Below are 15,585 nucleotides of genomic sequence, written 5' to 3'. Positions count from 1 at the left end.
CTCAATAATAAATCAAACAAATTTAAAATAACAGGAAAACAATAATAACTACAATGATGACCAGTACTGCCAGCATAGCCAAGCATCCCGATTTATCCAGAAATTTTTTTTCCAAATTATTTGTTGGTTCATAACGCATGGGAGTTCTTACCGGTTCGGCTTTTTGCGAATATATGGGCAGATCAGCCGCAGCTTTATTTTCTAAATCCGGTATCTTTACTATTTTATTTTTCAATTCTATGGCCCTTGTCGGCACAAATGTATCAGTTTTAGACAGAATAAAGACGGCCGGAGAAATCTCCCTGTTTTTTTCAGATTTCACGGTTGAAGCAGGTGTTATTGAACTCAGTATTGATTTTTCCTGCCCGCTTTTATCCAGCTGAGATTGACTGCTATCTTTCAGTGCACGCGGCTGATAATTATCATCAAAATATTCTTCTATAAAAGCTGCCGCTGTTTTATAGGCAATAGTTCTGACTCCACCTGCCTTATAATCAGCAGGCAGTCCTTCAGTCGTGCCAAAAGCACAAAGATTTTCCCCCTTATAGTTGGCGATCGAACGAAGCAGACGTGTATCATTTGCTGCTACAGCAGCAAATTTATAAAAAATCTCTCTGTAAGGATGTGTATCCAGATTTGTCTTCTTGTCCTTGGATAGGAACTTATATACAGAAAAAACAAAGAAAGCTGAGCTGCTTTCCTGCGGCAGATTTTTGAAAGTAATATTAAAAAGAGCTTTATTACCGATATACTGAGAAAAATAAATATCCCATCTTTCCGCAAATGCAATAAGCCCAGCCGGTGGTGCAATATCATTTTTACTTTCAATAAGGCTGTTCACATCATCACCGCTGGCATTTTCCGGAACTGCAATCCCCTGTAATACAGCCTCTTCAAGCAACTTTTCCGACGGCGGTTCAAAATCTATCTCTTCGCAAATGAAAGGCGGCAGGAGTTTCTTGCTGATAGCTCTCTGCTTTGCGGCTACATCTGAACGTGCTATAACATCAAGTGTACGCATGCGCTTAGTCATGTAATGCTTGCCCTTTACTTTAAATCTATGCCAGGCCATGAATTATAACGTTCCTTTCCACAAGTTTAACTTTTACTATACTATATCTTCCCAGAACAAATCAACGATAAGTTTATTTTAACATAAAGCAGGTTATTTTCGATATATTTTAAAATATTAATTGTAAAATATATAAAGCAGTCTGTATAACACAGCGTCAGTATCTTGCTTAGTTAATAGTGATGTGTTAATATGGCACGTGTTGATTTCAATAGGAGAGGCAGCGTATTTATATGTTTAGGAAATTTTCATTATCGGAAAATAAATGGAATGAAATTTTTAACGTTCTTATAAAAGGATTAAAATGCTATTTATATTTTTGGTTGATATTATCTTTCTTCAGAATAGTCTTCATCATAAATATGCATGATTATATATCGGAACAGAGTAATTTCACAGACATAGAAAACGCTCTGTTTTTGGGAATGCGAATGAGTATGCAGACTGTTGGCATCATGGTTTCAGTTGCCCTTTTTGCTCTGCTTTTGGGACGTATTTTTTCTGTGCGCTGGGGAACTATATTAATGAATGTGGCAGTGCTGCTGGAATTGGCTATAGCATGCATTTTATTTGCTGCCAGATTTCCGTATTATCGTGTTTATCACAGTGGCTTCAACCAGATGCTTTTTACTGCCGTCCATGAAGATTGGTCCGCTCTTTTCCAGACTATGATAGAACAGTTTTCTTTGCCCGTACGCTTATCAGGCGCCGTTTTTTTTGCTGCAATATTATTTTTCTTATGGAAAAAATTTTTGGTGCTGAATGTGTCAAAAATTTTACCCGAGCATTTGAATGGCAGAGTGCTATTTCTGTTGATCATTTTTTTATTGGCCCGTTTTTCCTTATTTGGCGGCAGCTGGAGCTGGCAATCACAAATAGATTGGGAAAATTCAGCAATAACAAAGGATGCTTTTTTAAATGAAGTCATTCTTGATGACGGACAGGCAATTTATCGTGCCTATCGTATGCAGCAACGAAATGCCGGCAGCAATGGTCTTAGTTATACGGCAGAAGATGTAAAGCAGTTTGCAGCTGCTTTGAGCGGTAAAAAAACCGGCAACAGCAGTATAGATCATTATCTGGTGAAACAGGCACAAGGAGCAATCATAAAAAAACCTGGACATATTTTTTTAATAATTTCAGAAAGCTATGCAAATTGGCCTCTCTTGGATGAATATGCCGATCTTCATATAGCAGACGGTGTGAAAGAGCTGATTGCACAAAAGGATACAGCATATTGTTCTTCTTTTCTTCCCAACGGCTCCAGTACAGTAAATGCATTGATGGGAACAGTGACAAATTTTGCCGATGCAAATCTTTATCTGACTACAATGGTAGATAAAATGAAAGAGCCTTATTCCACGGCAACGGCACCGCAGATGAAAAAACTTGGCTATGCGCCTAATTTTTATTATGCCGGGCCATCCTCATGGGAAAATATAGAAAAGTTTACAAAAGCACAGGGGTTTGATAATTTCTACAGCAGGAACGATCTCACGGAAACATCCAAGGGCAGTGTTTGGGGAGCAGACGATAAAGATCTGTACAATTTTGTACTCGCCAATACCGATGAATCGAGTTCCTTCAATGTAATTTTAAATGTTTCTAATCATTCGCCTTTTGAAGTAGATTTAAAGGCAAATGACTTTCCTTCCGGGCAGGTGACAGACGCTCTCGCTCCGCAGTACAGGAATGATGAGCAGCTTTTGAAAGAACTAGGTCACTTTTGGTATGCAGACAAAATGCTGGCAGATTTTATTGATGCAATGAAAAATAAATACCCGGACAGTCTTTTTATAATAGTAGGCGATCATGCAGACCGTTATAATATAGAGAAAAATCCTTCTATGTATAAACGTTATGCAATTCCTTTCATTATCAACGGACGCGGAATCAGCAGGAATCTGCTGCCCAAAGATGCCGCTGGCAGTCAAATAGATATATTTCCGACTCTAGTCGAATTGATAGCACCAAAAGGATTCACGTATTATTCAGTCGGCAGGAGTCTGACTCTCAATAATAAAATAGGCGCAAACTATGCATTTGCCATAACAAATAATAGTATCGGAAAAACCGAAGAAGACCAATTTATCCCTGAAGTGTTCGCAGAAACCGGTACAACACAGGATTCTGCAGCAATTTTACAATACGCTGATGCCATCAGAGCCGTTTCCTGGTGGAAAGCAGAATACGGAGATAAGATAGATTCCGCTGTTTTAAAACTTGCAGCTGATTCACAATAATGCCGCACTTTTAATTTTATGCAGAGCAATGTATAATAAAGTAAAATAAAAAATGACAGAGGAGAATTTATTTTGAGTAATTTGGAAGTTGGGATCGTCGGACTCCCCAATGTAGGAAAGAGCACTTTATTTAATGCTATAACAAAGGCAGGCGCTGAAGCAGCTAATTATCCTTTTTGCACAATAGAACCTAATGTCGGTGTTGTCGATGTACCTGATAAACGCCTTCAGGTGCTGCATGAAATGTATAAATCAAAGAAAACCACACCTGCATCTATTCGTTTTGTCGATATAGCAGGATTGGTAAAAGGTGCGGCGCAGGGAGAGGGCCTCGGCAATAAATTTTTGTCGCATATTCGCCAGGTAGATGCGGTTGCGCATGTGGTGCGCTGTTTTAACGACGGTAATATAACGCATGTGGAGGGTTCTATTGATCCGCTGCGTGATATAGAAATAATCAATACAGAACTTTGCCTTGCCGATATGGAAACGGTGGAAAAACGTCTTGAAAAAGCAAGCAGAGCAGCAAAAAGCGGCGCAAAAGAAGCAAAGGCAGAAGAAGCGATGCTCAAAAAAGTTTATGAAGTACTTTCAGACGGTAAGCCGGCACGTCGTGTGGAGCTCACTGAAGATGAAGAAATAATCCTGCGGGACTTGAATCTGCTCACTATGAAACCAGCCTTATTCATAGCAAATGTAGCAGAGGACGAGGCTGCTTCCGCAGATAAGGAAAATCTCTATGTCCAGAAGGTCAAAGAATATGCGGCCCACGAAAAAGCCGAAGTTGTCGCGATTTCCGCAAAAGTAGAATCAGAAATAGCTGAGCTGGACGAAGAAGAAGCCGGAGAGTTTTTACAGGAACTGGGGTTGGACGAATCCGGCCTTGACAAATTGATAAAGGGTGCCTTTAAATTACTGGGTCTTTTGACATTCCTGACAGCCGGTCCCGATGAATGCAGAGCATGGACGATAACCCGAGGCACAAAAGCACCTCAGGCTGCAGGAAAAATTCATACAGATATAGAGCGCGGCTTTATTCGGGCTGAAATAGTATCCTACGATGATCTCGTAGCGGCCGGCAGCACAAACACGGCCAAGGAAAAAGGACAGGTACGCCTGGAGGGAAAAGACTATATCATGCAGGACGGCGATGTCACTTATTTCCGTTTCAACGTCTGACTTTTTTCTTCAGATGACTGGATAATCATATATAATACAAGGAGATGAATCATTATGAAAAAATTTTATGCAATGTTTTTTATGAGTGTTTTCTTATTCTGTTTTTCTTTGGGGCAGACAGTGGTCAATGCTGAGAGTGCACCGCGCACCATCAGCGTACAGGGTGAATCAGATTTTACTGTCACTCCCGATCAGGTCTCTGTTGAAATTGGTATAGAAACTACAGGAGAAACAGCACAGGTAGCTGCTCAATCAAATGCTGCCGTAATGACAAAAATCCAAAATGCGCTTTATAATATTGGCTTAACGGAAAGCGATATAAAAACATCTTCATATAATTTCTATCCTGTATATGACAAGGACAATAGTCAGCTCATAAGTCAGTACAAGGCGGAAAATACTGTTATAGTCACTACTGCTGACATAAATCAGATCGGCAGCATAATAGATACTGCTGTAAGAAATGGTGCAAATAATATTAATTCTGTTAAATTCGGTTTGAAAGATGAAAAGAAATATAAGGATTCTGCCATAAAAGCAGCTGTTCTGGATGCTAAGGGAAAGGCTCGGACTATAGCTGACGGCTTGGGTAAAAGCATCGTTAATGTCGTCAGCGCCAGTGAAAGCAATATATATATAGAAAACTACCGTGCTTCAAATGTCAGCTTAAAGGCCATGTCAACTGATATGTCCACAACCACACCAATCAATGCCAAGGATCTGAATGTAACAGCAAGAATTTCCGTTACGTTTGAAATAAATTGAGCATGCACAATTGGCTAAATACAAAATCGATATAAAATATGCCGGAGACTTAAAAAATCTCCGGCATATTTTATTGTTCTTTAATTTTTATGATCTGCTGTCACGATTGAGATTGATGATATTGCTCCAGCTCATCAATTGCCTTTTGTATTTTCTGGCGACTTATGCTATATGGTGCATGTTCCAAATATCTGTCCTCAGCCACATCTGCAATAAATTTGTCAAGGACTTCATATTTTATCGTTATATCAGCAAGGCAAAGAGGCAGCCCCGCTTCTTTATTAAAAGCATATACCCTGTTTCGTTCCTGTATCTGCATATCAAGTGTCAGCAAAAACAAAACTCCATAAGCTACTATCTCACCATGCATATGCAGCTTACATTCCGGCAGCTGTGTACAAGCTATATAAACGGCATGTGCCATGCTGCTGTTATAATAATTTTTCACCAGCAAAGACACCAGTCCCGTATTAATAATAATAGTCAGCGCTGTTTGTTCGAGAGCACCGCTGATGACACCGTTATCAGCATCTCTGAGAGCCTGCAGTCCATATTTTAAAAGCAGTGATGAACAGTTGCGGCTTATCTGCAGTCCCAGTGCATTTTCATGATCCGTTTCGTCACCGCGCGAATTAAATTCGGCTTCATACTGTTTGGAAAGCGCATCACCTATACCCGCCCTCAAATACTTTAAAGGTGCCGCCATTATTATTTCGGTGTCTATAAATGCATGTACTGCCGGATTGCGTCCAAAATAAAATTCTCCGAAAGAACCATCTTCATTATATAATATACACAAAGATGTAACCGCAGCACAATTAGAAGCAATCGTAGGAAAAGTAAAAACCAGTTTACCAAGCTTGTCCGCTGCTGCTTTTGCCGTATCCACAGCTCTGCCGCCGCCGACAGCAAATATCATATCTGCTTTTTTTACTGCCTCATTATTCAACAATACTCCAATATTTTTATGAGTGGCATTGCCGCCGAACCAGATAAAATCCGTTATTTCAACGCAAGTCCCTCTTACTGCCTCAATAAGTTTATTTTTGACTTTTTCCATTGCTGTTTTACCGCCGATAACAACAGCAGTCCTGCCGCCGTATCCGCATATCAACGGAATTTTTCCATATGCGTCAGCGCCGACAGTATAATTTGATAAAAAAGTCGTGGTGCTCATAATTATTCAGCTCCTATATATATGTAGTTGGTCGTGCGGAATAGCATCATATAATGCCTGCATTGACTTATTCAGAACAGGATGCAGCTTCTGCGGAACCAGCTGGGCCATCGGCTTCATAACAAAATCCCGATTTGCCATATCGGGATGGGGTAATATAAGCTTATCATTATTGATAATCTTATCATCGTAAAGAAGTATATCAAGATCCAAGGTGCGCGGGCCCCAATGAATATCGCGTTTTCTTTTGGCCCCCCGCTCAATTTTCTGCAGCAGGTCAAGCAGTTCAAGCGGCAGCAAGAGTGTACTAAGCCTCAGTGCTCCATTGATAAAATTACTTTGCTCAACACCGCCGTAAGGAGTAGAGGCATAAAAAGGAGAAACAGCCTCCAGCTTTATCCGCACCACATGCCGAAGCTCTTCAATCGCATAATTTATATATCCTTCTCTATTGCCAATATTTGAACCGAAGGCAATAAAAGCTTCATGCCATTTACGGTTTATTTTGACTGAAACATACTGCAGAGGCAATCCTATCGGTGCGCTTGGCTTTTTTATTGAAAGAGAAACTTCTTCAATCGCCGGAAAGCTCAGCAATATCTGCTCAGCCAATTGTTCAGCCGCCGTTTCTATAAGCTTTGCCGGGTGCACCCGTGTATATTCATTTATAAAACCGCACACAGCAGCATAGTTTACCGTTTGGCTGATATCATCATGCATGCCTGCAGAGCGCAGATCAACAAATAATTCTGCTGATATATAAAAATTTTGGCCCAATTTTCTTTCTTCCGGCAAAAAGCCATGATAAGCATATACACTTAAATCTTTTATTATTATACTGTCCATAACATTTCCGTTTCTTTATAATTTATTGCAGCCCGGAAGAAATAATGGCTTCTGCCATTTTCACGGCACGATAATTTTCCTTTACATCATGTACACGCACAAACATATAACGATTTAAAACAGCCAGCACCGTAGTGACCAGAGTGCCTTCCATTCGTTCGGCAATCGGCAGATCAAGCGCTGTACCGATAACTGATTTCCGTGATGTCCCAAGCAGCAGGGGCAGCTTCAGCTCGTGCAGGATGTCCATATGCTTGAGCAATGCTAAATTATTTTCATAGCTTTTTGCAAAACCGATACCCGGATCAAGAATAATTTTTTCTCTGCTTATTCCTGCATCATCAGCGATCTGTAAAATTTTCCTCAGATCAGCAATCACATCTTCCAGGTAATCGGCATAATTCATATCGTTGCGATTGTGCATCAGACAGCAGGGTAGCCCGCTGGCAGCAATAAGGCCCGCCATTTTTTTATCATATTTAAGACCCCAAATATCATTGATCAAATCAGCTCCTGAACTAATGGCCGCCTTTGCTACTTCAGCCTTATAAGTATCTACTGACACTGGGACATCAACATGCTTCTTTATTTCCTCAATAACAGGACAGATACGTTTTTTTTCTTCATCGTCACTTATCTGAATATGATTCGGCCTTGTCGATTCACCTCCTATATCTATTATATCCGCCCCGTCTTCGATCATTTGCTCCGCATGGACAATAGCATCATGCATGGAATTATATTTTCCGCCATCGGAAAATGAATCAGGTGTCACATTAAGAATTCCCATAATATATGTTTTATCTTTGTTAATAAATTCTTTCCTGCCTATCAGCAAATTTATATTGCCCCTTTCTTTTCATTCTAATATATAAGCTTATTACCTTTCTTTTCTTCCGGCCAGCTGCATTTGGCATTAACCTTGCAGCAAAAACAGCTGCGGCTCATCTTATCAGCCCGATAAAGCAAACCGCAAAGATCAGCCTGCTCTTTAATCTCTTCATTACGGTGCATTGAAATAGCCTTTATTATAGACTCAGTTTCTTCATCAGAAAATGAACAGTCTCTCATAATGCATTCAGCTATCGGTACACTGGCCGCGGCATGATTTTCTCCATTCTTATACTGTTTATGTCTGCCGATATCGTGCAGCAAGGCAGCGGCATAAATAAGGTCTTCATTTATTTGAAGCTGTTCCTTATTATTCAGTATCATGGCAATTCGTGCTACATCAAGAAAATGTGTCATATCATGACGGCAAAAAGAACGGTCTTTTTCGTAATGCACTATTTTTTTATAGCTCTTTTGAAATAACGGATGACATAAAATAAGATTGCGTCTGTCATAAAAGTTTCCCATTCTTTAAATTATTCCCCTGCTCCTTCTTCCGCAAAATTTATTGATTAAGCCGGACATTCGCAACTGATATTAATGTATTCTGTGAAATAACTGAATTTACCTGCCGCAAATATTTTTATCTGATATCAAAACGTCCATGCGCATTATCTTCTTATATCTGAAGTTTATTGACTTTATATGCCAGTATAAATATAATTATTCTTACAGTTATACTTATATCTTCAATAAATAGATTTATATCCCAATCGGCAAATGATCATTTTCCCGTGACGAGTTTACAGAAAAAGCAGGCAAATGATATATTATTTATGAAAGGCAGACATCCTATGAATTATGACAATAACGAAAACAATAGTGATATACAAGAAACCTCTATGATGCAGGACGCAAAAGAATTTTTTCTGCATTGTGAATATGAAGAGGCGTTCACATTGCTGGAAAAGCTTTCCAAGACACAATGTGCTAACGCATTCTATCTTCTGGCTAAATTATATAACGGCCATTTCATCCCATCCTGCAATGACAAAGTCCTGCAAAAAAAATATTATCGGCGCGGGCATGAACTTGGCAGCAAATTATGTTCATTATGGTACTGTATCATGGAAAGACCAAATTATGGGCAGCCAAAGCTCATCGAAGAAATTAAAAATGAAGCTTTAGAAGGAGATGTCTTTGCTCAATATGAATTAAGCTTTTTATATTATTCAGGCTTGATGGTCGTCGTTGACGCCGGTGAATCAGTAAGATGGTGTGAAATGGCAGCTAAACAAGGTTACGCACTGGCTCAATACGATATGGCAAGTTTTTACACAAACGGCTGGGGAGTAAAAAAAGACTCTCATAAAGCTTTTTCTTGGTATGAAAAAGCTGCTGAAAATGGTCATGCAGCCGCACAGTGTAAATTGGGTGATATGTACTTTGAGGGTGATGATAATATAGCGCAGGATCACGTTAAAGCTGTTGCCTGGTATACGAAAGCTGCTGAGAAGAATAATCCGCTCGCACAATGCAATCTCGGTTTTATGTACGATAATGGCTATGGTATTGAGCAAGATCGAAAGAAGGCCCTTAATTGCTATAAACAATCGGCACAATGCGGACACGCACCCGCACAATGTAATCTTGGGGTCATGTACGCTTCCGGCTGTATAGTCGGCGAAGATCCCAAAGAAGCCGTAAAATGGTACACATTGGCCGCAAAACAGGATTTTGCTCCGGCTCAATTTTATCTTGGCAAAATGTATGATACCGGCAGCGGAATCGAGCAGGACTACAAAAAAGCCATCAAATGGTACCGTCAGGCCGCCCAGCAAAACCATGCAGCCGCCCAATGTGTGCTGGCTACCATGTACGATGAAGGTGTAGGCACAGATCAGGATTTTCAGCAAGCCGCCTCATTGTATGCAGCTTCGGCAGCTCAAGGCTATGCCCCGGCTCAATTTGAATTGGCAGCAATGTACAAAAGCGGAGAGGGTGTTCCCAGGGATGACAGCAAAGCCTATCAATGGTTTTTAAAAGCAGCAGAACAGGATGATCCTTATTCCGCCTATCATCTTGGAGTCATGTGCCAAAAAGGCGAGGGTACTATCAAAGATTATCAGGAAGCAAAAAAATGGTATCAAAAAGCTGCCGCCAAGGGAATGGGACAGGCAGATTATCAGATTGCCTGCATGTATCTTGATGGGGAAGGTGTGACCAAGGATTATGAGAAAGCATCATATTATTTCAAAGAAGCCGCCCAAAAAGGAGACCCCAAAGGTCAATGCAGTATAGGTGTAATGTATGAAAATGGCTATGGCGTGGAAAAAAATTATATAGAAGCGCAAAAATGGTATCAGCAGGCTGCTGAAGAAGGCGAAGTAACTGCCCAATACAATCTTGGTGCTCTGTATGCATCAGGAAAAATAGGTGAAAACAAGAAAAATGCCTGCCTGTGGATGAAAAAAGCTGCTGAAAACGGAGATAAATCTGCTCTGAAATGGCTTGAACATGATAAATAAAGCTTTTGTAAAAGCATAGATAAATGAAGGTGGAAAAAATGCGTGTACTGCATATTGAAACCGATAAAGATTTTTCACATAGGATTCAAAAGCTCGTCGAGAAAAATGGCTTTTCATATACGAAAATATATTTTTACAAAGAAACAAACGATTTTTTCGGCAAATTATTTGACGAAACAGAATATAAATTAATCATCCTTGATCAGTTTATGCCTGCTTTGCCAGTAGAAAGCTTAATTGATAAAATAAATGTCAAGGGAATAGTATGCCCATCCATAATTGTCATTTCTTCGCAGAAAAATTTTGAAATGGAAAAGCACTATTCACAGCTTGGCGTTATGGCATATTTCGACAAAGAACAATTTGATCAATATAGATTTGAAAAATATCTGCAAACCACTAAGGCTGAAATAGAAACAACGGAATTTTTCAAAACACTGCGCATCGCTGTTATAGATGACAGTACATTTTGTCTGAAAATTATTGAAAAGATTTTTTTAGATTCAAAAATAACCAAAGTGGATTATTATCATGATTCCACTGAATTCATAAACTGTCAAAAACAGTATGATCTCTTTATCGTGGATTTGGTAATGCCCGTATACTGTGGTGAAGTGCTGATAAATTATATAAGAAATATCAATCGCAACGCCATAATAATATTGATGACTGCTTACGGCAACGGACAGGTAATACCACATTGTCTTGGCCTGGGTGCGGATGATTTTATCATAAAACCAATAGATTACAATTTATTCATGCTCAGGCTTCATTCGTGCGTCAGCCGCTACAGAATGAAAAAAGAACTTATTTCTAAAAATAATCGTCTCACCAGATTAGCAGAAAAGGATAATCTCACCGGCATGTACAACAGGACTTATTTCACAAAAGTTTACAGTGACATTTTTGCAGAAGCCAAGAATAATGGCTCTTCATTTTCGCTGATAATGGCCGACATAGATGATTTCAAAAATATAAATGACGAGTACGGGCATTTGGAGGGCGACAGAGTATTAAAAGAATTCTCGTCTATATTATACAATAATTTGGTGTCCGCAAATTTTCTTTGCCGCTGGGGCGGTGAAGAATTTATTGCCCTGCTAAAAATAGATGACCTGAATATAGTCACTGCGATTGCGGAAAAAATGCGAAATGCCGTTGACGCTCATGATTTCAAAAACACAGCTATTTTGACCGCAAGTTTCGGTATAGCCGCGTGGCGGTCTGATGATACGCAGGAAAGCCTGCTGCGCCGCATGGATAATTCTCTTTATCTGGCAAAAATAACGGGGAAAAATAAAATAGTCTGTGAAGAGAAGGTAAATATAATAGAAAACGGTATTCCCATAAAGATCGAATGGGGTCCATTCTTTACCAGCGGCAATCCGTCAATTGACAGAGATCATTGTAATCTTGTCAAAGTATCTAATGAAATCATTCAGAACTGCGTGAATGGTGACAATCATGATGCCATTTACCTGTTGCTGCAAGAAATGATCAAAAATGTCTCCATTCATTTTCAAAAAGAAGAAAAAATTATCCAACAGTTTAAATACAAAGACTATGAAGAACATAGAAAAAATCATCAAGAACTCATGAAACGGATGACAGATATGTATAGCGAATATCTTCAGCATAAACAAAGTATGCTGGATGTCGTGGAATTTATGATTCAGGAAGTATTAGTAGGCCATATAGTAAAGAAAGATTTCGGATTTTATGACATTTTTATTCAATAATCAGCAACCGTTATTTCATCATATGCTTTCCGGTGAATAATAGCGGCTGTTTTTATTTGCAATCACCGCTCCTTTGATCAAATCGATAATAGATAAAGTACAATTAATTTTTATAATCTCAGCATATATTCTGAATTGAAAAAATAAGCACTTTACATAAATAGCGCATTTTTATTCATGAATATTGATTATCCTTACTATATGATATATAATTAATTTATTATTTAAAATTATTCTGAAAATATATTGTCATTTTTTCTCATGTAAAACATGCAGTGCATATTTTATTATGTTTATTGCAACTCATCTATCCGCTCCGGACAGAGCAGAATAGATATATAGGAGTGATATTATGGCACTAAAGAAACTAAAAATTTCTGCAAATCTTAAAATTGCCGTAGTGGGTCTGGGCTATGTGGGCCTGCCGCTGGCAGCAGCCTTTTCAAAAAAAACGAAGGTGATTGGGTTTGATACAAGTGATGAAAAAATAAATATTCTGCGCATGGGTATTGATCCTACGGAAGAAATAGGTAATACTGAATTAAAAAAATGCGATATTTTTTATACAAATAATCCTGCTGAACTAAAAATGGCAAATTTCATTATAGCAGCTGTTCCTACTCCCATTAATGAGGATAATACACCAAATCTGCAGCCTGTCCTTAACGCCAGCAAAATCATTGGCGAAAACCTTTCTCCAGGGACGACTATAGTTTTTGAATCCACAGTCTATCCCGGTGTAACAGAAGAATTATGTATTCCACAATTAGAAAAATTTTCCGGGAAAAAATGCGAAAAAGATTTTTTTGTCGGCTATTCACCCGAACGGATAAATCCTGGAGATAAAATTCATCGTCTGCATAATATAGTTAAAATAGTTTCCGGCACAAATGATAAAGTGCGGGAAGCTATAAAAAAAATATATGCATTAATCATAGATGAAGTTTATGAAGCTGAAAGTATCAAAGTAGCTGAAGCGGCAAAATTGATGGAAAATACCCAGAGAGATATAAACATTGCTTTTATAAATGAAGTGGCAGTAGCATTCAACAAAATAGGAATATCCACAAAGGCTGTAATTGACGCTATGGATACAAAATGGAATGCACTCGGCTTTCGTCCGGGGCTTGTCGGCGGGCATTGTATAGGTGTCGATCCTTATTATTTTCTCTATAAAACATCAATGAATAATACCAGCGCGGAAATCGTCTCTTTGGCACGGAAAATAAACAACAAGATGGGAGCTTTCATTGCCGAGTCTGCCATTCGTAAATTAATAGAAGAAAAACATGCTATAAAAAACGATAATATTTACATAATGGGACTGACCTTTAAAGAAAATTGCCCTGATATGCGCAATTCCAAAGTCATAGATATAATCCGTCAATTAGAAAGTTATGGCATAAATATAAAAGCATTTGATCCGTATGCCGACAAAAAATACATAAAGAAAAACTATAACATTGATATGGTAGACTGTACGGAAATAAATGATGCTGACTGTCTGATTTTTACCGTAGCTCACACAGAATTCATCGAATTTAATGACAATGCTTTAAAAACTTTGACTGCACAATCCTTTCAAGGTAATAAAACGGTTATTATAGACATAAAAAATATCTATGATAGGGACCGCATGGAAAAAATGGGATTTGCCTATTGGGCGCTTTAGCTCTGCCGATAAATAATCGTACAGCATATGGAATATCTGCTGCTGTATTGCAGCGAGGATGCCAATTGCAATTTTTTCTTTTTATATGATATAAAGATTTATATTCTGTGCCAATTTTATGAAAAGAAGGGATGTATTATGAAAAATTTAATTATTATCTTCTTCTTCATCTTCACTGCAATACTGCCTGTGGTTTCAGTCAATGCCCAACAAATACCGGACTGGGCTAATGCTGCAGACAAACTCATACAGTCTCCCCGTAAGGACACTGCTTCCTCTGGAGCGCCTCTGCCAGCATTATATCAACGCTTCAACGAATCAGCACCTTATTGGATATATGATGTTTTTACACGACTGAACAATGCCGGACTGATAAGTCCGGATGATGCCGTTACCTTGGAACCGCATAACCTTAACAGACGAGAAGGAGCTATTTTAACAGCACGTGCATATAATTATTACCGCCAAAATAATCCATACATATATAATCAGCTTTCTGGCAATCAGCCAAATATTTTTTTATATGAAGATATAAAAAAGCTTATGCAGGAGTTTTCAATAGAAATTGAGGCATTGGGATACAATGCCGGCAAAGAAGCCTCAACAGAAAAGTCTGCAAGATCAATTGATAAATCATTGAAAATACGCGGTGAAATCCGCTACAACATCATTAACAACAGCAGCAGTAATCCCAGATACAACTGGAATGACCATCGCATTCGCACAAGGATTTACATGGATAAGCCCTTAGACGATACCTGGACAATACACGGTATGCTGGAAAGCGATAAAAGCTTTTCCCATTCGAATAACAATAGATACTACACCAATGCAAAAGACGGCAAAGTAAGCCTCGATCGTTATTATATAAGCGGCAGTACAAACCTCTTCAATCTTCCCGTAGATGTGGAAGCCGGAGCCACAAGCGCATATCTTGGCGACGGCAATATACTGGATTCCGATTTTAAGGGAGTAAAGCTTTCTACTTTTGGTGCAAATTCAGCTGATAAGTCCACTCTTTATTCTGCCGGATATGGTAAGGTTAATGATACAGAAAACATGTTTTATGCTGAAGCATATCACAAAACAAGCCGCGATATTGATTATACGGCAGGGGTATACCGCTGGAATAACTATGGTAACGCAATAAATATTTACAGCCTGGGTTCAAAATATTACACGGGTAATTATACACTGGGTGCCATGTATTTTAAGGCCAATAAAAACGACGGCAGCGATTCTTCAAATGGATATGTTTTATCGTCAATATATGGTTATAACCGCTCATGGGTGCCGGGTACATATGAGATAGCCATTCGTTATTATAATATGGCCGGAACAACTTATATCAACCATACTATGTCCGGATTGGGAAGCTATATGAACGGCTTCAAGGGGTATGGTGCAGGATGGTATTATACATTGATACCCAATGTCATTTTAGGGATAGAGTACTATGATCTGAAAGATAAATCCAGTGATGATCGAGTAAAAACATTGTGGGGACAGATTTCCTACGGCTTTTAAAGAACA

12 protein-coding genes are annotated in these 15,585 nt (G+C 38.9%); 7 read left to right on the top strand and 5 right to left on the bottom strand.

Features of this window, described 5'->3' with window-relative positions; translation table 11 throughout:
* Positions 1–22 precede the first annotated feature (22 nt).
* Positions 23–1,033 carry a hypothetical protein gene (locus tag I6758_RS00505; protein ID WP_196603252.1) on the bottom strand — a complete coding sequence of 337 codons (1,011 nt, stop codon included), beginning with the start codon at positions 1,031–1,033 and terminating at the stop codon, positions 23–25.
* Between the two features lie 272 nt (positions 1,034–1,305).
* Between I6758_RS00505 and I6758_RS00500 the strand changes: the two genes are divergently transcribed.
* From I6758_RS00500 to I6758_RS00490, 3 genes are all read left to right on the top strand, one after another.
* Positions 1,306–3,315, top strand: a complete 2,010-nt coding sequence (locus I6758_RS00500) for an LTA synthase family protein (protein ID WP_196603251.1) — start codon at positions 1,306–1,308, stop codon at positions 3,313–3,315.
* A 72-nt stretch (positions 3,316–3,387) separates the two neighbouring features.
* On the top strand, positions 3,388–4,494 hold the full coding sequence (gene ychF / locus I6758_RS00495) for a redox-regulated ATPase YchF (protein WP_196603250.1): 1,107 nt from the start codon (positions 3,388–3,390) through the stop codon (positions 4,492–4,494).
* Positions 4,495–4,548: 54 nt separating this feature from the next.
* Positions 4,549–5,259 carry an SIMPL domain-containing protein gene (locus I6758_RS00490; RefSeq protein ID WP_196603249.1) on the top strand — a complete coding sequence of 237 codons (711 nt, stop codon included), beginning with the start codon at positions 4,549–4,551 and terminating at the stop codon, positions 5,257–5,259.
* 100 nt (positions 5,260–5,359) lie between these two features.
* Here the strand turns inward: I6758_RS00490 and I6758_RS00485 are convergent, their stop codons facing one another.
* The 4 genes from I6758_RS00485 to I6758_RS00470 are packed head-to-tail and all read right to left on the bottom strand — an operon-like array spanning position 5,360 to position 8,641.
* Positions 5,360–6,436 (bottom strand): iron-containing alcohol dehydrogenase family protein, encoded by a 1,077-nt coding sequence (locus I6758_RS00485; protein ID WP_196603248.1) that lies wholly within the window; start codon positions 6,434–6,436, stop codon positions 5,360–5,362.
* 6 nt (positions 6,437–6,442) lie between these two features.
* On the bottom strand, positions 6,443–7,282 hold the full coding sequence (gene folK / locus I6758_RS00480) for a 2-amino-4-hydroxy-6-hydroxymethyldihydropteridine diphosphokinase (protein WP_196603247.1): 840 nt from the start codon (positions 7,280–7,282) through the stop codon (positions 6,443–6,445).
* A 22-nt stretch (positions 7,283–7,304) separates the two neighbouring features.
* Entirely contained in the window at positions 7,305–8,120 is an 816-nt protein-coding gene (folP, locus tag I6758_RS00475) for a dihydropteroate synthase (protein WP_231038436.1), read from the bottom strand.
* A gap of 26 nt (positions 8,121–8,146) precedes the next feature.
* Entirely contained in the window at positions 8,147–8,641 is a 495-nt protein-coding gene (locus tag I6758_RS00470; protein ID WP_196603246.1) for an HD domain-containing protein, read from the bottom strand.
* 326 nt (positions 8,642–8,967) lie between these two features.
* Here I6758_RS00470 and I6758_RS00465 point away from each other — a divergent pair, with 326 nt between their 5' ends.
* The 4 genes from I6758_RS00465 to I6758_RS00450 all read left to right on the top strand — a co-directional run bounded on the left by I6758_RS00465 (position 8,968) and on the right by I6758_RS00450 (position 15,579).
* On the top strand, positions 8,968–10,641 hold the full coding sequence (locus I6758_RS00465; protein ID WP_196603245.1) for a tetratricopeptide repeat protein: 1,674 nt from the start codon (positions 8,968–8,970) through the stop codon (positions 10,639–10,641).
* Between the two features lie 38 nt (positions 10,642–10,679).
* Positions 10,680–12,380 (top strand): diguanylate cyclase, encoded by a 1,701-nt coding sequence (locus I6758_RS00460; protein WP_196603244.1) that lies wholly within the window; start codon positions 10,680–10,682, stop codon positions 12,378–12,380.
* Positions 12,381–12,732: 352 nt separating this feature from the next.
* Positions 12,733–14,052 (top strand): nucleotide sugar dehydrogenase, encoded by a 1,320-nt coding sequence (locus I6758_RS00455; protein WP_231038435.1) that lies wholly within the window; start codon positions 12,733–12,735, stop codon positions 14,050–14,052.
* Positions 14,053–14,190: 138 nt separating this feature from the next.
* Positions 14,191–15,579: a hypothetical protein gene (locus I6758_RS00450; protein ID WP_196603243.1), complete on the top strand. Its 1,389-nt coding sequence runs from the start codon at positions 14,191–14,193 to the stop codon at positions 15,577–15,579.
* Positions 15,580–15,585 lie beyond the last annotated feature (6 nt).

The sequence above is a fragment of the Pectinatus haikarae genome (genome assembly GCF_015732185.1).
In the GTDB taxonomy this organism is placed as follows: Bacteria; Bacillota; Negativicutes; order Selenomonadales; family Selenomonadaceae; genus Pectinatus; species Pectinatus haikarae.
This window is presented reverse-complemented; position numbering and strand designations above follow the sequence as displayed.